General features: G+C 67.4%; 17 protein-coding genes, 1 pseudogene and 1 riboswitch. Of the genes and pseudogenes, 8 read left to right on the top strand and 10 right to left on the bottom strand.

What is annotated here, in order from left to right:
- Positions 1–2: 2 nt before the first annotated feature.
- From rpsI to ACSQ9E_RS00080, 3 genes are all read right to left on the bottom strand, one after another.
- Positions 3–395 (bottom strand): 30S ribosomal protein S9, encoded by a 393-nt coding sequence (rpsI, locus tag ACSQ9E_RS00090; RefSeq protein WP_007856955.1) that lies wholly within the window; start codon positions 393–395, stop codon positions 3–5.
- A gap of 11 nt (positions 396–406) precedes the next feature.
- Positions 407–838 carry a 50S ribosomal protein L13 gene (rplM, locus tag ACSQ9E_RS00085; RefSeq protein ID WP_056414298.1) on the bottom strand — a complete coding sequence of 144 codons (432 nt, stop codon included), beginning with the start codon at positions 836–838 and terminating at the stop codon, positions 407–409.
- A gap of 205 nt (positions 839–1,043) precedes the next feature.
- A complete protein-coding gene (locus ACSQ9E_RS00080) occupies positions 1,044–2,933 on the bottom strand; it encodes a serine/threonine protein kinase (protein WP_057269131.1) in 1,890 nt (629 codons plus the stop codon).
- A gap of 275 nt (positions 2,934–3,208) precedes the next feature.
- Here ACSQ9E_RS00080 and ACSQ9E_RS00075 point away from each other — a divergent pair, with 275 nt between their 5' ends.
- On the top strand, positions 3,209–4,096 hold the full coding sequence (locus ACSQ9E_RS00075) for a 23S rRNA (adenine(2030)-N(6))-methyltransferase RlmJ (protein WP_057201588.1): 888 nt from the start codon (positions 3,209–3,211) through the stop codon (positions 4,094–4,096).
- A gap of 34 nt (positions 4,097–4,130) precedes the next feature.
- Here ACSQ9E_RS00075 and ACSQ9E_RS00070 read toward each other — a convergent pair whose 3' ends face one another.
- The 6 genes from ACSQ9E_RS00070 to ACSQ9E_RS00045 all read right to left on the bottom strand — a co-directional run bounded on the left by ACSQ9E_RS00070 (position 4,131) and on the right by ACSQ9E_RS00045 (position 10,151).
- Positions 4,131–4,610 (bottom strand): septal ring lytic transglycosylase RlpA family protein, encoded by a 480-nt coding sequence (locus ACSQ9E_RS00070; protein WP_082604121.1) that lies wholly within the window; start codon positions 4,608–4,610, stop codon positions 4,131–4,133.
- Positions 4,611–4,809: 199 nt separating this feature from the next.
- Positions 4,810–5,421 carry a hypothetical protein gene (locus ACSQ9E_RS00065; protein ID WP_436216509.1) on the bottom strand — a complete coding sequence of 204 codons (612 nt, stop codon included), beginning with the start codon at positions 5,419–5,421 and terminating at the stop codon, positions 4,810–4,812.
- Between the two features lie 52 nt (positions 5,422–5,473).
- Positions 5,474–6,325 carry a methylenetetrahydrofolate reductase [NAD(P)H] gene (gene metF, locus ACSQ9E_RS00060; protein WP_057201586.1) on the bottom strand — a complete coding sequence of 284 codons (852 nt, stop codon included), beginning with the start codon at positions 6,323–6,325 and terminating at the stop codon, positions 5,474–5,476.
- Positions 6,322–7,314 carry a TlyA family RNA methyltransferase gene (locus tag ACSQ9E_RS00055; RefSeq protein ID WP_428003416.1) on the bottom strand — a complete coding sequence of 331 codons (993 nt, stop codon included), beginning with the start codon at positions 7,312–7,314 and terminating at the stop codon, positions 6,322–6,324. The genes metF and ACSQ9E_RS00055 overlap by 4 nt, the downstream gene beginning before the upstream one ends.
- 109 nt (positions 7,315–7,423) lie before the next feature.
- Complete coding sequence (gene ahcY / locus ACSQ9E_RS00050) at positions 7,424–8,857, bottom strand: adenosylhomocysteinase (RefSeq protein WP_436216508.1); 1,434 nt, start codon at positions 8,855–8,857, stop codon at positions 7,424–7,426.
- A gap of 73 nt (positions 8,858–8,930) precedes the next feature.
- A riboswitch (S-adenosyl-L-homocysteine riboswitch) is annotated at positions 8,931–9,008 on the bottom strand.
- A 51-nt stretch (positions 9,009–9,059) separates the two neighbouring features.
- The gene (locus tag ACSQ9E_RS00045; RefSeq protein ID WP_436216507.1) at positions 9,060–10,151 is read right to left on the bottom strand and encodes a DUF2855 family protein; all 1,092 of its coding nucleotides are present in this window, start codon (positions 10,149–10,151) and stop codon (positions 9,060–9,062) included.
- 78 nt (positions 10,152–10,229) lie between these two features.
- On the opposite strand from ACSQ9E_RS00045, the gene ACSQ9E_RS00040 reads away from it, so the two are divergent.
- The 7 genes from ACSQ9E_RS00040 (at position 10,230) to ACSQ9E_RS00010 (ending at position 16,312) form a co-directional block, all read left to right on the top strand.
- Positions 10,230–10,418, top strand: coding sequence for a hypothetical protein (locus ACSQ9E_RS00040; protein ID WP_436216506.1), 189 nt, complete (start codon positions 10,230–10,232; stop codon positions 10,416–10,418).
- A gap of 39 nt (positions 10,419–10,457) precedes the next feature.
- Positions 10,458–10,880, top strand: coding sequence for a hypothetical protein (locus tag ACSQ9E_RS00035; RefSeq protein ID WP_436216505.1), 423 nt, complete (start codon positions 10,458–10,460; stop codon positions 10,878–10,880).
- Positions 10,881–10,954: 74 nt separating this feature from the next.
- Positions 10,955–11,731: an SDR family oxidoreductase gene (locus tag ACSQ9E_RS00030; protein ID WP_057202440.1), complete on the top strand. Its 777-nt coding sequence runs from the start codon at positions 10,955–10,957 to the stop codon at positions 11,729–11,731.
- A gap of 121 nt (positions 11,732–11,852) precedes the next feature.
- The gene (locus tag ACSQ9E_RS00025; RefSeq protein WP_057269135.1) at positions 11,853–13,481 is read left to right on the top strand and encodes a peptide chain release factor 3; all 1,629 of its coding nucleotides are present in this window, start codon (positions 11,853–11,855) and stop codon (positions 13,479–13,481) included.
- A 113-nt stretch (positions 13,482–13,594) separates the two neighbouring features.
- A complete protein-coding gene (locus ACSQ9E_RS00020; protein ID WP_436216504.1) occupies positions 13,595–14,962 on the top strand; it encodes a hypothetical protein in 1,368 nt (455 codons plus the stop codon).
- A 37-nt stretch (positions 14,963–14,999) separates the two neighbouring features.
- Entirely contained in the window at positions 15,000–15,809 is an 810-nt protein-coding gene (locus tag ACSQ9E_RS00015) for an HAD-IIB family hydrolase (protein ID WP_436216503.1), read from the top strand.
- 20 nt (positions 15,810–15,829) lie between these two features.
- Positions 15,830–16,312, top strand: coding sequence for a DUF1566 domain-containing protein (locus tag ACSQ9E_RS00010; RefSeq protein ID WP_436216502.1), 483 nt, complete (start codon positions 15,830–15,832; stop codon positions 16,310–16,312).
- Between the two features lie 5 nt (positions 16,313–16,317).
- Here the strand turns inward: ACSQ9E_RS00010 and ACSQ9E_RS00005 are convergent.
- A pseudogene (locus ACSQ9E_RS00005) lies at positions 16,318–16,405 on the bottom strand (TorF family putative porin); the annotation flags it as partial.

The following is a 16,405-nucleotide window of genomic DNA, read 5'->3' as shown; positions in this document are numbered from 1 at the left end:
GCTTAACGCTTGGAGAACTGCTTGGCGCGGCGTGCAGAGTGCAGACCGACCTTCTTGCGTTCCACTTCGCGGGCATCGCGCGTCACGAAGCCGGCTTGGCTCAGTGCGGGCTTGAGCGTCGCGTCGTAGTCGATCAGGGCGCGGGTGATGCCGTGGCGGGCAGCGCCGGCCTGGCCGGACTCACCACCACCGTGCACATTGATCTGGATGTCGAAGGTTTCGACATGGTTGGTCAGTGCGAGCGGCTGCTTGGCGATCATGATCGAGGTTTCGCGGCCGAAATAGGACTGGATGTCCTTGCCGTTCACCGTGATCTTGCCAGTGCCTTTTTTCAGAAACACGCGGGCGACGCTGGACTTGCGACGGCCGGTGCCATTGTTCCATTCACCAATCATCTCAAGGCTCCTTAGATTTCCAGAGCCTTGGGCTGCTGGGCGGTGTGGGGATGCTCTGCACCGCCATACACCTTGAGTTTCTTGATCATTGCGTAGCCAAGGGGACCCTTGGGCAGCATGCCCTTGACAGCCTTTTCCAGCGCACGGCCAGGGTGCTTGGCTTGCATGTCGCGGAAGTTCGTGGCCGTGATACCGCCGGGGTAACCCGAGTGGCGGTAGTACACCTTGTCCAGGGACTTGGTGCCGGTGACCTTGAGCTGGGCGGCGTTGATGATGACGATGAAGTCACCGGTGTCGACGTGAGGCGTGTAAATGGCCTTGTGTTTGCCGCGCAAACGGAGAGCAACTTCGCTGGCTACTCGTCCGAGGACCTTGTCGGTCGCGTCAATCACAAACCACTCGTGCACGACCTCAGCGGGCTTGGCGCTGAAAGTAGTAGTCATGAGTTTTCTCTTCAAAAGAGGGTTTGGCGGGTCCTTTTCCACGGTCGGTGCTTCTCTGAAGGAAGCCTCTTAGGTGGCATGTAATTCCTCGCCGCGGGACCACAAAAGCGCTGCGAAGCCCTCGATTATACGAATTACCGGGCATGCGGCGCAAGCCATGCCTGGCGAAATCAACGCAAGGCCCGCAATTGCGCACCAAGCCGGCTCAGGGCGACTGGCGGCGGCGCGCCTCTTCGGCATCGTAGCGGCGCTTGTTCTCCACACAAATGGCGGAATTCGCCTGGGAGGGCTTCTGGCATTCGTTGTGAATGCACATGGGCCGCGTCAGGAAGCTGGCGTCTGCGCACGCTTCCTGGGGCGATGGCACGCGCACCGGCGCCGGACGGGGGCGCTCCACCGGAGGCGGTGGTGGTGGCGGTGGTGGCGGCTCCTCGTGGGCCACGACGGGCGCAGGCGCCGGCTCGGAGGCCACAGCGCGCTTGGGCTTGGGCGCGGGCTTGGCCACCGCCGCCGCCGAGGCGGCATCGGCAGCGCCGGGCGCGGCGTCCGCAGGCGCGCTGGCCACCACGAGCGCAGGTTCCGAGGCCGGCACCAGAACGGCCGCCGCCTCGGACGCAGCGGGCGCCGGCTCGGCCATCTCGGTGATGATGTCGTCTGCGGGTGCGGCCTTCGGGCCGCGGCCTTGCGACCACCAGACCCCGGCGGCGGCCACGGCCAACCCGGCTGCGCCGAGTACCAGCCACACCGGCATCCGGCCCGGCCGGCGGTCGGCACGTGCCGCCAGGGCTGCAGCGGCCCGCTCGGACTCCGTCAGTGCCGCACGCACCCGGCCTGCGGCACCACTGGCCTCGCCGCGGCCGTGGCGCGTTGCCTTGCGGTCATGGTCGGCCGTCACCAGGACCTCTGTGTCCGCAGGGTCCATGAAGACAGTGTCGGCCCCGCCCCGCTGGACGGTATCGGGGTACCCATCGGCAGCAGCGTCTTCGCCCGCAGCCTCCATCGCCTTGTTCGCCTGGGCTGCGATTTCGGCCACGATGGCGGGGGCGGCCGTCACATCTACCGTCGGGGTGAGGAGGCCAGGGCCGGGCTGGTCGGCGGGCTCCACCCAGATGTCGCCCAGGTCGGCTCGAAAATCGAAATGGTCCACGCCTTCCGGGGGCGCGGTCATTTCCATGAGCTGCAGGAAGGCATCGATGCTCTGCGGCCGGTCTTCCGGCTTGAGCGACAGCGCCTGCGAGACCGCGGCCACGAAGGCGGGCGAATATTCGACGCCCAGTTGCTTCTTGACGGTCTTGGCCACCCGCGAGAACGGCACCATGCGGTCCTTGATGGAGCGCAGGGTGGCTGGCAGGGGCGTGTCGTTGCACAGGCAGCCATGCACCACCGCACCCAGCGAATACAGGTCGCTCCAGGGGCCCTGGCGCAAATCCTCGTCGCCTTCGGAATACTGCTCGATAGGCGCGTAGTTCACCTTGAGCACGGCCGTGTGCTTGTGGTCCTTGTCGTTGATCGCATGGCGCGCTGCGCCCAGGTCCAGCAGCACCGGTGGGCCGCTGTCCTGCAGGAAGATGTTGTCGGGCGAGATGTCGCGGTGCAGGGTCTTGCCGTCGTGCAGCACGCGCAGCGCCCCCAGCACCGACCACAGCAGTTTGCGCAGCCATTCCTCGGTGGGCGGCGTGCGCATCTGGGCGCGTGCCTGCTTGAAGGTCATGCCCGAATACAGCGGCATGACCATGTAGGCGGTGTTGTTGGCCTCCCAGAAGCGGAACACCTTGACCAGCGAGGGGTGGTCGAACTGCGCCAGCAGGCGGGCCTCGCCCACGAACGATTCGAGGCCGGCGTGGAAGGTCTGCTGGTCCGATGACGAGCGCACCCACAGCGATTGCCCCTGCGCACGCCCGGCCAGTGCCGACGGCATGTATTCCTTGATGGCCACCGCGCGGTGCAGGGAATGGTCGAACGCCTTGTAGACCATGCCAAAACCGCCCACGCCCAGCAGCGCTAGGATTTCGAACTCGGCCAGCCGCGTCCCAGGCGGCAGCGCATCGACATGGCTGACGGCACTGGCAGGAGCAGGAGCAGAGGTTTCGATCATTGTGCGAAAAAGCTGGGCGGAAAGGCGGCCGGGACGGGGGTCAGGGAACTGCTGCGAGGGGCCGCCCCGCGGCACCAGCGATCATGATGCATGACAGCCGGGGCATTGAAACAAAAAGCCACCCATCTGCCAAAAACGTCACGCAGGAGCCTCCCAGCACGCAATTCTGCCCTGTCCTGCATTGTCCGTGCCACCCTGTGGCGGCTGAAAGCCCCGATTGACGGATCCGCCGCCGAAATATCAGCCCGGGGGCTGACACTCGTTACCATTGGGGGATGTTCAGTTACCGCCACGCCTTCCATGCAGGCAACCACGCCGACGTGCTCAAGCACACGGTGCTGATTGCTGCCTTGCAACACCTTGTCGAGAAAGATGCGGCCCTGACCGTGCTGGACACCCATGCCGGCGCAGGCCTGTACCGGCTGGACGGCGACTATGCCAACACCAGCGCCGAATCGGCCGACGGCATCGCCCGGCTGATCGCTCCGGGCGTTCCCGCGCTCCAGCCTGCCCTGCAGGCCTATCTGGACATGGTACGCGCCTTCAACCAGGGGGCGGCCACGCGGGTCTACCCCGGCTCGCCCTTCATCATCCAGCGCCTGCTGCGCGAGCGTGACAAGCTCAAGCTGTTCGAGCTGCACCCGACCGACCTGCGCGCGCTGGCAGGCAACGTGGCCCAGTTGGAGGCTGGCCGCCAGGTGGCCGTGCTGCACGAGGACGGGTTCGAGGGCATCAAGAAATTCCTGCCCCCGCCTGCGCGGCGCGCGCTGGTGCTGTGCGACCCCAGCTACGAGATGAAAAGCGACTACGGCAAGGTGCTCGACATGGCGGCGGATTCGCTCAAGCGCTTTGCCACCGGCACCTATGCGTTCTGGTACCCGATCATCCCGCGCCCGGAAGCCCATGACCTGCCACGCCGCTTGAAGACCCTGGCCACCAAGGCGGGCAAAAGCTGGTTGCATGCCACGCTGACCGTCAAGTCCAGCAAGATCACCGAAAACGCCGCCGGCGACGTCAAGCGCCCCGGCCTGCCGGCCAGCGGCATGTTCCTGATCAACCCCCCCTTCACGCTCAAGGCCGCGCTCAAGGAAGCCCTGCCCCAGATGACCGAGCTGCTGGCGCAGGACAGGAACGCCACCCACACGCTGGAATCCGGCGGATAAAGAGAACGGCCGCGCTTCGCGCGGCAGCGCTCGCTCAGGGAGAACGCCGCAAGCGCGGCGGCACGGCACGTGTGCGACGACCGTTGTTGGCAACTGGTGCGCCCGCCTCATCGACCTCCGGTGGGGCCAAACGCTGCAAGAGGTTGTCCAGGGGAGCGGGCGGGCAGGTGACCGCATCTGCGCTCAGGGGGAAGACGTCCACGGCCTTGAGCCCCAGGCTTTGCACCCCCAGTGCCATCGCCGCGCCACGGCTCAGGTCCACGATGCGGTTGGCCACGTGCGGACCCCGGTCGTTGACCCGCACCACCACGCCCTTGCCCGTCTCCCGGCTGCGAACGCAGATGCGGGTACCGAATGCCAGCGTGCGGTGCGCCGCCGTCATGGCGTTCATGTCGAACAGCTCGCCGCTGGCCGTGCGCCGCCGGTGAAAGCGCTGGCCATACCAGGAGGCCAGCCCCGTTTCGAGGGGGCTCTCGTCCACTTCGGGGGAGTCGTCGTCGTCTTCGTCGTTCATTTCCGCCGTATCAGACGGCAGGGTGGGATAGGAAGGCACGGCAGTTCCGTTGCGAAGCGGCAATACCTCTGCAGCGTCGGCTGGCACCTTGAGGCCGCTGCCTGTTGCACCATCCAGGCGCAAACCCGCCTCTTCGCCCCATGCGGATGGCCACCACAGCAGGCAGGCCACCAGCGCGCAGGCGATTCCTCGCAAAAGATCAGCGCTTGCAGCGCGCAAGAAACGCCTCTTCAAAGCGCTTCAGGTCGCCCCGCTCGCCCTCGGTGAGGTCGGTCCGGGCGCGCTTGACGTTCAGGATGCGCTGCGATTCCGCACACTGCTGGACCTGGCGGGCATCCTGCTGGCGCGCCGCGTCGGCTGCCGCCTGGGCAGACTGTTCCTCGTCGCGGCGCTGGCGGTCGCCGGAGCGCCGCTCATCGTACATGCGGCGCGACGCATCGCGCTCTTCCTCGCTGCAGTCGCGGCGGTACTCGCGCTGCATGCCCTGCACCACGTCGGGCGCGATCTTGCGCGAATAGGCGTTGCGGATGTTTTCGTCCAGCGAGCGGCAGCGCCCGCTCATGTAGCTGTAGTGATCCGGCACGTCGGGCGCGGTGCGCACCACCGTGGGACGGGAGGGCTGGCTGTACGAATAAGAAGACGGAGCAGGTCCGGCCTCCACCGTCCGGGTGGTGCTGCCACTCGGGCACGGGCGCGACAGGCTGTAGTCATTGCCATTGCCATCCCGGCAGTGGTAGCGCGTCTGCGCTCCCACGTTGGACACACCAAGCCCGCCCAAAAGGGCCAGCATCACCGCAAATACAACCTTCATGGCGCACCAGAAAAATGAAACAAAGGGTACGGATATTACCGTTTCGGCCCGGTTACAGCACCAGCCGACGGCAAATTTCGAGCGTGGCGGCACTCTGGTTCATGGTGTAGAAGTGCAGCGCCGGCACGCCCTCACTGCGCAATTTGTCGCACAGATCCGTCACCACGTCGAGGCCAAAGGCCTTGATGCTGGCCGTGTCGTCGCCGAAGGCCTGCAGACGCAAGCGAATCCATCGCGGGATCTCGGCGCCGCAGGCATCTGAGAAGCGCATGAGCTGGGTGGAACTGGTGATCGGCATGATGCCGGGCACCACCGGAATGCTGGCCCCCAGGCGCTGCACGTCGTCCACGAAGCGAAAATAGGCATCCGCGTTGTAGAAATACTGGGTAATGGCCGCGTCGGCACCCGCCTGCACCTTGGCCAGGTAGGCCTTGAGGTCGGCTTCCGGCGAGCGCGCCTGGGGGTGCACCTCGGGGTAGGCGGCCACTTCGATGTGAAAGTCGCGCCCCGTCTCGGCCCGGATGAAGGCCACGAGGTCGCTGGCATACTGGAACTCGCCACCCGCGCCATAGCCGCTGGGCAGGTCGCCGCGCAGCGCCACCAGGCGCTTGACGCCCATGGCCTTGAGTTGGGCCAGCTCTTGGCGCACCGATTCGCGCGTGGCGCCGATGCACGAGAAATGCGATGCCGCAGGCACGCCTTCGGCCAGGATCTCGCGCACGGCACCGAAGGTGCCTTCCTGGGTGGAGCCGCCCGCACCGTAGGTGACGGAGCAGAACTCGGGGCTCAGCGCATACAACTGCTGGCGCTCGGCGCGCAGCTTGTCAGCGCCTGCCTGCGTCTTGGTGGGAAAGAATTCGAGACTTACCGGAAACCCGGTGGCCTGCGCCTTGGCAGCATTCATGCGGCCCTCCTGGCAAAAACAAAGAATTCACGGTTGCCATCACCCCCGCTGATGGGGCTGTCCAGCCAGGCCTGCACCGAGAGACCCAGGCCGGCACAGCAGTCGCGGATGCGCTGCTCGACCACCGCGTACAGGGATTCATCGCGCACGATGCCGCCCTTTCCCACCTGGCCGGGCTGCAGTTCGAACTGCGGTTTGACCAGCATCAGCAACTGACCATCCGGCGCGAGCAGTGGCACCAGCGCGGGCAGCACCAGCGTGAGCGAGATGAACGACAGGTCGCCCACCACCAGGCTGAAGCTGGGGGAGGTGTCCACCTGCTCGTAACCCGCACGGCGGCGCAGCCCGGATCGGGGCGTGGGCTCCTGGCCTGCCGGAGCAGCACCCTTGGCAGCGTCCGCCTCGATATCGTCGTCGCTCACATCGTCGCTGTCGTCGTAGTCGGTGACCTCGCCATCGCCCGACATCCAGCGGTACGGGTTTTCGGGCTGCACATCGTCGTCTGCCACCGCGCCGCCCACCGGGTCCGAGATCGCCTGCTCGCAGGCCTCCTTGAGCACCTGCGCGGTGATCGATCGCGCGTTCAGCCCTTCCACACAGACCACGCGCACGTCGCTGCGCAGGCTCTCGTGCAACTGGGCCTGGCCCACGTCCACGCCGATCACCTGCACCGCGCCCTGCTGCAGCAGACAGTCGGTGAAACCGCCGGTGCTCTGGCCCACGTCCAGGCAGCGCAGCCCCTTGGGGGACAGGCCCACCGCCTTGAGCGCGCCTTCGAGCTTGAGCCCGCCGCGCGAGATGTATTTCACCTCCGCGTCATCAAGCAGCCGCAACTCGGCCACCGATGGAATCTCGTCACCGTTCTTGGCCACCTTCTGCCAGGGCGACAGCGGCGACAGGCGCCACTCCACCCCTGCAGTGATCAGGCGCTGTGCCTGCGACCGTGTGGTCGCATGGCCGGATTCCACCAAAAAAACATCTGCGCGCATGCGTCACTCTCTCACCCGAGGGCAATGGATTTCAGGGCCTCGAGGGCAGGAAGTCGTTCGCCGCCGGCGCCCCTCCCTTGAGAAGAAGAGCGCCAGCGGCAGCAACCGATCAGTAGCGGTAGGTGTCAGGCTTGTAAGGGCCTTGCTTGGACACGCCGATGTAGGCGGCCTGCTCGTCGGACAGCTCGGTCAGCATGGCGCCGACCTTCTTCAGGTGCAGGCGGGCCACCTTTTCGTCGAGGTGCTTGGGCAGCACGTAGACCTGGCCGTTTTCGTAGCGGTCCTTGTGCATGAACAGCTCGATCTGGGCGATGGTCTGGTTGGCAAACGAGCTGGACATCACGAAGCTCGGGTGGCCCGTGCCGCAGCCCAGGTTCACCAGGCGACCCTTGGCCAGCAGGATGATGCGCTTGCCGTCCGGGAAGATCACGTGGTCCACCTGGGGCTTGATCTCTTCCCACTCGTACTGTTCGAGCGACGCGACCTGGATCTCGTTGTCGAAGTGACCGATGTTGCAGACAATGGCCTGGTCCTTCATGGCCTTCATGTGGTCATGGGTGATCACGTCCTTGTTGCCGGTGGTGGTGACGAAGATATCGGCCTTGTCAGCGGCGTACTCCATGGTCACGACCTTGTAGCCTTCCATCGCGGCCTGCAGGGCGTTGATGGGGTCGATCTCGGTCACCCAGACCTGGGCCGACAGGGCACGCAGGGCCTGGGCGCTGCCCTTGCCCACGTCGCCGTAGCCGGCCACGCAGGCCACCTTGCCGGCGATCATCACGTCGGTGGCGCGCTTGATGCCGTCCACCAGCGACTCACGGCAGCCGTACAGGTTGTCGAACTTGCTCTTGGTCACCGAGTCGTTGACGTTGATCGCGCGGAACAGCAGCGTGCCCTTGGCCGACATTTCCTTCAGGCGGTGCACGCCCGTGGTGGTCTCTTCGGTCACGCCGATGATCTGGGCGCTCTTGCGGGTGTACCAGGTCGGGTCCACGGCCAGCTTGGCCTTGATGGAGGCGTACAGGCAGGTTTCTTCTTCGCTGGTGGGGTTGTCCAGCAGCGAGGCATCCTTCTCGGCGCGCTGGCCCAGGTGCATCAGCAGCGTGGCGTCGCCGCCGTCGTCCAGAATCAGGTTGGGGCCTTCGCCTTCGCTGCCGGCAGGCCCGAAGTCGAAGATGCGGTGGGTGTAGTCCCAGTATTCGGCCAGGGTTTCGCCCTTGATGGCAAACACCGGCGTGCCGTTGGCGGCAATCGCGGCGGCGGCATGGTCCTGTGTGGAGAAGATGTTGCACGATGCCCAGCGCACATCGGCGCCCAGGGCCTGCAGGGTTTCGATCAGCACGGCGGTCTGGATCGTCATGTGCAGGCTGCCGGTGATGCGGGCCCCCTTGAGCGCCTGCTGGGCGGCGAATTCCTCGCGGATGGCCATCAGGCCAGGCATCTCCGTTTCGGCGATGCGGATCTCTTTGCGGCCCCAGGCGGCCAGGCCGATGTCGGCAATGATGCAGTCGGTGTTGACCGGGGCGTTGACGCGTGCGTTCATGATGGTGTGCTCCAAAGCATGTTTGAAAGACCACGTTCAGCGCGGGGAGAGACGGAAGGCTCACCACACGAGAAGTGGATGAGCGTCGTTGCTAGATGACTCCGAGCCTCACGCCCCGCCAGTGCTGGGGACGCTGCAACGCTCCTCGGATGCGCGCATTATAGGGAAAACCGCCCGGCCCCGGCTTTCCGGCTGCACACGCCTACAGAATCACCACGTGGCCCAGTCGCGGGTCGATGCGGCCGGCATGCAGGTCTTGCACCAGCGCCTGCGCCGCCGCAAAACCCTGGTGCTCCTGCACCTGCATCCAGGGTTGGCGGGCATCGCTGATGCAGTCGATGAAGGCGCGCTGCGCGGCGTTGAACTTCTGGTTCACCAGCTCCGGGCCCCAGTCGGCATTGCGCTTTCGGATCTGCACCGGAGCGAAGTAGAACGCCGGGGCCGGCCCGGGCAGCGCGGTATCGCGCAGGAAATGCGTGTTCTGGGCCGAGCCGGCATAGCAGTCGTAGACCAGCGCATCGCCCAGGTGGTGGTGCACCCGCGCGCGCAGGTCTTCGCCACCCGAAAAGTCCACATACAGCGTGGGCACGGCCGTATCCAGCGCCTCCAGTTCGCCATAGGCCACGGTGCGGTCGTAGCACCCCAGGCCCTGCACAAAGGCGCTGTTGCGTGGCGAGGTGAGTGCCACCCGCTCGATGCCCTCCAGACCCTGCAGGCAGAACGCGGTGCCGAAGGCCGTCTTGCTCGACGCGCTGGAAAAGACCAGCCGCTGCGCGCCGAAGAACGCGCGGTCCGCGAGGAAATCCGCCAGCATGAACGAGGTGATGAACAGCGGCCGCACCAGCATCTGCCAGTTCTCGTCGGCGGCCCGGTAGGCCGGATCGGCGCTGGTGCGCGTGTACTGGTTGTAGGCCGAGGTCAGGCCCTGGCGGTGCTCCGCGCCGTCGTAGAAGCCCCGCGCCGTCACGCGCACGGGCTGCATGCGCAGGTGGCTGGCAATCGACCAGTAGCCGTAGAAGCGTTCGCCCACGGCCACGCCCTCGACGTCGGAAGCCACCACCTCGGCAAAACCCCAGACCGGCATGTGGCCCCAGCCCTCCTCACCCGTGGGAAAGAAATCCCAGTACTTCATGGCATCGCCGAAGGCGGCGTAGGTGATGTTGTTCGTCGTCACGGCCACGCGGTCCACGCGCAGCAGGGCCTCGCCGGGCTGCAGTGGCACCAGGGGCGCTTGCACGGCGCGGGTGTGATTCAATGCATTCTTGTCGGTCAACAGGCGGGTCTGCATGGTCATGGTGTGTCTCCGGGTCGGGTGTGAAAATGCGCTGCGGTCACTGTATGGCGCCCTGCCCTGCAGCGGGTTCGGAAACCGATGAAGGCCCCTCCCGCCCGCCCCGCAGCGGCTGCCAGGCCGTTGAAAAGGCCGCGCCAGGCCCGCGCCCGCTTCACCGTGCAGGCCATCTACGACGCCTTTGTTCGGATTTGGCAGCGCGATGGCTGGGACAGGCTCACCACGCGCAACGTGGCGCTGGAGACCGGCATCGCCGTGGGCACGCTCTAAGACTACTTCCCCAACAAGACCGCCCTGCTCTCGGGCTATGTGCGCCACTGCCTCGAAGCCCTGCTCGCGGCCATCGACCGCGAGGCCGTGCAGCCCGCCGGCCTGCGCTGGGAGGAACGCATCCACCACCTGGTGCGCCTGGTTTGCGGCGTGGATGCGCCCGAGCTGCCCACCTTCCACCCCGACATGCTGGCACTGGAAGCCGCCATGGCCGAGCCGCACCACCACCGCCGCGCCCACGAAGAGCTGGCTGCGGCCTGGGGCCATGTGTTCGCCGCCTGCACCGACCTGCCCCACCCACCGGGCCCCGACCTCCAGCAGGCCCTGCACCTGTCGGCCTGGGGCGGGCGCCGCTATGTGCTGCTGCTCCAGCTCGATCCTGCAGCCATGCGGCAATGGGCCGATGGCGTGGAGCAGTTGTGCTGCGCAGCCATCCTGCAGGCCGCGAATCCGCCGCGCTGAACCTGTCACCTGCGCGGCTGCTGCGCTTGCCGTGGCACTCCACACTGGCGCCCTCACAGAAGAAGGAGCACCCCATGGACCCGAAGGACAAGGTCATCATCGTCACCGGCGGCGCCAGCGGCATCGGCCGCAGCATCGCGCGGCGCTTTGCACAGGAAGGCGCCCGCGCCGTGGTCGTGGCCGACCTGCACCTGGACCCAGCCCAGGCCGTGGCCGACGAGATCGGTGGCCTGGCCGTGCGCTGCGACGTTGCGCGCGAAGCCGACATCCAGGCCCTGGTGGCCGCCACGCGCGAGCGCTACGGCCGCGTCGACGCCTACATCTCCAACGCCGGCATTCTGGGCCGCCCGGGCGGCATCGAGCTCGAAGACCCGCTGTGGGACGCCATGTGGAACATCCACGGCATGGCCCATGTCTGGGCGGCCCGCGCCGTGGTGCCCGAGATGGTGGAGCGCGGCGAGGGCTTCTTCCTCATCACGGCCTCGGCGGCCGGGCTGCTGACCATCGTTGAATCCGCCCCCTATGCCGTCACCAAGCATGCGGCCGTGGCCTTTGCCGAGTGGCTGCGCATCGCCTACGGCCGCAAGGGCGTGGGCGTCGCCTGCCTGTGCCCGCAGTCGGTACAGACCGCGATGGTCACGGGCGATGGCGGCTCGGCCTCGCACGACGGCATCCTGCCGCCCGAGCAGGTGGCGGGCGACGTGCTGGCCGCCATGCAGGACGGGCGCTTCCTGGTGCTGCCCCACCCCGAGGTGGCGCAGTACTTCCGCAACAAGGGCCAGGACTACGAGCGCTGGCTGGGCGGCATGCAGAAGATGTATGCGCGCCACACCCAGGCACAAGTGGCCTGAGGGGCTGCCGCAGGGGGACGGGGCGCCGGCCCGGTAAAATCGGCAGATCCGGGCGCCCCATGGGCAGCCCCACCGATTGCCGCAGCGTGCGTGCTGCCCACCCCTCTCCTGGAATTCCCCTGTGTCCTACGCCCCCGAAACCCGGCGCCGCCGCACCTTTGCCATCATTTCCCACCCCGACGCGGGCAAGACCACGCTGACCGAAAAGCTGCTGCTGTTCTCGGGCGCGATCCAGATCGCCGGTGCCGTCAAGGGCCGCAAGGCCAGCCGCCACGCCACGTCGGACTGGATGGAAATCGAAAAGCAGCGCGGCATCTCGGTGGCCTCCTCGGTCATGCAGATGCTGTACCGCGAGCACGTGATCAACCTGCTCGACACCCCCGGCCACAAGGACTTCTCGGAAGACACCTACCGCGTGCTCACGGCCGTGGACTCGGCGCTGATGGTGATCGATGCGGCCAACGGTGTGGAAGCGCAGACGCGCCGCCTGATCGAGGTCTGCCGCCAGCGCGACACGCCCATCATCACCTTCGTGAACAAGATGGACCGCGAAGTGCGCGACCCGCTGGACATCATGGACGAAGTCGAGCGCGAACTGGGCATGCCCTGCTGCCCCATGACCTGGCCCGTGGGCCAGGGCAAGGCCTTCGGCGGCATCATCAACCTGCGCACCAAGACCATGACGGTGTTCGAGTCCGGCAGCGAGCGCCGCCCGCAGGACTTCGAGGCCATCCCGTTGTCGGACGAGACGAACCTGCGCGCGCGCTTCGGCGCCGAGTTCGACGCTGCGCTCGAAAGCATGGAGCTGGCCGTGGGCGCCTCGCCCGCGTGGGACCACGAGGCCTTCCTGGCCGGCAAGCTGACGCCCGTGTTCTTCGGCTCCGGGGTGAACAACTTCGGGGTGATGGAGGTGCTCGACGCCCTGGTGGACATGGCGCCGCCCCCCGGCCCGCGCGTGAGCACGCTGCAGGTGAACAAGCAGCCCGTGGTCAAGACCATCCAGCCTGAGGACGAGGGCTTTGCCGGCGTGGTGTTCAAGGTGCAGGCCAACATGGACGCCAACCACCGCGACCGCATCGCCTTCGTGCGCGTGGCCTCGGGCCGGTACACCCCGGGCATGAAGCTCAAGGTGCAGCGCACCGCCAAGGAGCTGCGCCCGACCTCGGTCGTGACCTTCATGTCTCAGCGCCGCGAGGCGGTGGAAGAGGCCTACGCGGGCGACATCATCGGCTTCACCACGCACGGAGGCGTGCAGCTCGGGGACACCATCACCGATGGCGCCAACCTGCAGTTCACCGGCCTGCCGTTCTTCGCGCCCGAGCTGTTCATGACCGTGATCCTCAAGAACCCGCTGCGCACCAAGCAGCTCCAGCAGGGCCTGGCCCAGTTGGGTGAGGAAGGCGCCATCCAGGTCTTCAAGCCCGACGTGGGCGGCCCCATGCTGCTGGGCGCCGTGGGCCAGCTGCAGTTCGAAGTGGTGCAGCACCGCCTGCGCGCCGAGTACGACGCCGATGTGCGCCTGGAAGGCTGCCAGTACACCGGCGCCCGCTGGATCACCGCCGACAGCCCGGCCGACCTGCGCGCCTTCACCGACGCCTACCCCATGCGCCTGTCGCACGACGCGGCCAATGCCCTGGCCTACCTGTGCACCTCGCCCTACGACGTGCGGCTGGCGCAGGAGCGTTTTCCCAAGATCCACTTCCACCCGCTGCGCGAACACGCCGGGCTGAGCCTGGGCAGCGCGGGCTGAACCTCATCCTCCCAGCCATCTCCCGGCCATCGTCCCTCCCCATGCGGCACGCCCAGCCCCCGATAGCACGGCCTGCGCTCCAGGGCAGGGCGGCAGGCCTGCTGCGGCGGTTCATGCTCCTGGTCGCACTGGGACTGGGCGGCACCATCGCCGTGGCAGACCCGCCCCGCAGCGGCGCCAGGCAGCCCGCCGCGCCACGCGCGGAAATCCCGGTTGTCCAGGACATTCTGAACATGCCGGTCGGCGACCCGCCCGTCGAGTCCATGCACTGGCCCCAGGCGCTGGAGGCTTTGGGCCGTCCCCGCGAGGCCGCCGCTCTGCGCCAGGCACTGCTGCTGCGCTGGCTGGCCAGCCTGCAGCCGACAGGCAACTTCGCCCCAGCGACCGAAACCCTGGGCCAGGCCATCGCGTCCGTCGGTTCGCCGGAAGGCACGGCCCGCGCTCGCGACGCCAAGGCCTGGTGGAACGCCCTGCTGGCCCGCCAGTTGCGCATCGCACTGCCCGAGGCCAGCGTGCCCTTGCCTGACGAGATCGGCAGCCTGCGGGAACGTCTGGTGAACCTGCGTCCGGGCGTCTGGGCACTGCGCGAAAACGCCAGGGCACCCACTGCCAGCCCGACCCCGGGCGTACCGCCCGCACCAGGCGTCTTCGCCCTGGTGGAACTGCGCAACACCGGCAGCAGGGCGCTGGCCCTGGGCCCGTTCGAACTCGAACTGCTGCCGGAGCGTGCTGCGGCCCAAGCCGTCACACCCGCCTGGTCAATGGCCTGCGAGACTCCCCGCTACCAGGCCAAAGCCGCCCTGGCGCCCGACCAGGCCCTGCCCTACCTGTGCCGCGGTCCGGCGCTGCAAGCTGCCGCAGGGGATGCGGGGGCGGTGCTCCTCGCCGCCCAGCAGCAGGGGCGGCTGCGCATCCGGTCCGACGCGCTAGACCGGGAATCCGAGCGCGACGCGCTCGTTACCGCGCTCGCGCAGCCCCGGCAGGACGCGCTGCGCAGCTTTCTGGCGGCCAATGCGTCGTGCGAGCAACGCGGAACCTGCGCCGCACAAGCCCGCGAGACCCGGGCGGGCGCGGCCAAGGCGGCCTCTGCAAGCCAGGCCCGCGAGCGCGATCACTGGGCCGCCCTGAAATGGTGGGGGGCCCTCCTCGCCGGTGCTGCGGTGTATGTCGCCATGGCCCGCTACATCAGCGTAGCGGCCGCCTCGGTCGCCCTGTTCATTGCGCTGGCCATCCCGGCCTACCATGTCTTCCAGTCGGCGCGCACCATGAACACGGCCGACAACTGGGCCGGTTTTGTCGTGATCCCGATGATGGGCCTGGCCATCCTGGTTCCTATCGTGGTGCCGCCCATTGCAGCCTGGATCTACCGCACCGCCACCAACCGCCAGGAGCGCCGCCGGACCCTTCTGTCTATCGGCTACTTTGTGGTCACGGTCCTCGGCTTCGCCTTGATCAACCGCATCCTGAACCTGCTGTTCTGACCCGGCTAAGCCGGTCCCATTTTTTGCTCCCGCCTTCATGCATCCCCTGACCCACTGGCACATCGCAGCCACCCCGCCCCTGTTCGGTGTCTTCACCGACATCGACGACACCCTGACCACCGATGGCGCCATCACGCCCGATGCGCTGGAGGCGCTGGGCGCGCTGCGCGCCGCAGGCCTGCACGTCATCCCCATCACCGGGCGCCCCGTGGGGTGGAGCGAACCCTTTGCGCTGAGCTGGCCCGTCGATGCCATCGTGGCCGAAAACGGTGCCGTGGCGCTGCGCCGCGGGGAGGGACTGCACGGCCCGGAATTGGCCAAGGCCTACCAGCAGGACGCGCCCACCCGCAAGGCCAATTGCGCACGCATGCAGGAGGTGCTGGCGCAGATCGAGCGCGAGGTACCGGGTGCAGGCCGCGCCACCGACTCCCCGGGCCGCGAGACCGACATCGCCATCGATCACAGCGAGTTCACCCAGCTGCCACAGGGCGCCATCGACGCCGCCGTGCAGCGCATGCGCGCTGCCGGCATGAACGCGACGGTAAGCAGCATCCACATCAATGGCTGGTTTGGCGCACACAACAAGCTCGAAGGCGCCCGCTGGATCGTGCGCGAACTGTTCGGCCGCGACCTTGATGCCGAGATGGACCGCTGGGTCTACGTGGGCGATTCGACCAATGACCAGCTCATGTTCCAGCACTTTGCGCACAGCGTGGGCGTGGCCAATATCGCGCGCTTCGTGCCGCAGTTGGCCCACCTGCCGCGCTACGTGACGGAGGGCGAGCGTGGTGCCGGCTTTGCCGAGGTGGCGCAACGCATCCTCACGCGGATGGCGGCCACCGCCTGACGGGCCAGGCCGCTGCGCACATGTCCCGGCGCAACACCTTCGCTTTGGCATGGCTCGCCATGGGAGTCGGCGCCTTGGGCGTCTACCTGCTCACGACGCAGTACACGCCGGCCCGCTTTTCCGTGCGCGCGGGCGGCCAGGAAGTGCACGACCGCAGCACCGGCCTGACCTGGCGCCGCTGCGCCGAGGGCATGGCATGGACCGGTGCAGGCTGCGCAGGCGAGCCCCTGGCCCTCACCCAGATCGAAGCGGCGGAACACGCCGCTCAACAGGCAGGCTGGCGCCTGCCCACGGTGCGTGAACTGCACACGCTGGTGGACGAGGCGCGCAGCCACCCCGCCATCGACACCGAGGCGTTTCCCGACACGCCCCCCACATGGTTCTGGAGCGCAAGCCAGGCCAACAGCCGCATCACCCACGCCTGGCTGGTGCACTTCGGCGAAGGCCGGGCCAACATGGCGCTTAAGCTGAACCACATGCCGGCACGCCTCGTGCGCCCCTGAAAGATTTACAGGGTTTTGCTCAGCGTGACGATCACGCGCGATTGGTTGACGGGACCGAAGTAGTCCTTTTTGTTGGCGCCGACCACGGCAGCG

Origin of the sequence: Acidovorax sp. LjRoot118 (assembly GCF_964253575.1) — a bacterium.
GTDB lineage: Bacteria > Pseudomonadota > Gammaproteobacteria > Burkholderiales > Burkholderiaceae_C > Acidovorax.
This window is presented reverse-complemented; position numbering and strand designations above follow the sequence as displayed.